We start from the raw sequence: 233 nt of genomic DNA, 5'->3' as shown, positions 1-233 counted from the left end.
CCGCCGTCGAGCTTCTGCAAGCAGACGTAGTTGGCCCGGCCTTTGACGAGCGCAACGTTGACCGGGCGTTCAAGGGCAGGGCTGATCGTTTCCAACAACCGCGGAAGGTCGCGGCCAACGATCTGCGTCTGCAACGCCAGGGTCGCGGTGGACACCAGTGTCGGTTTGTTGCTGACCATGGAATGGGCGATCAGGGGAATCAGGTAAGCCAAGGACTTACCTGTTCCCGTTCC

Annotated in this window: 1 pseudogene; it reads right to left on the bottom strand. The window is 60.9% G+C overall.

Features of this window, described 5'->3' with window-relative positions:
• Window positions 1-212: pseudogene (locus tag SB764_RS44855) on the bottom strand (ATP-dependent helicase); the annotation flags it as partial.
• Window positions 213-233: the final 21 nt, after the last annotated feature.

The organism is Paraburkholderia sp. SIMBA_027, assembly GCF_046535315.1.
GTDB lineage: Bacteria > Pseudomonadota > Gammaproteobacteria > Burkholderiales > Burkholderiaceae > Paraburkholderia > Paraburkholderia tropica.
Note: the sequence above shows the minus strand (reverse complement) of the source record. Positions and strands in the feature narration are given on the sequence as shown.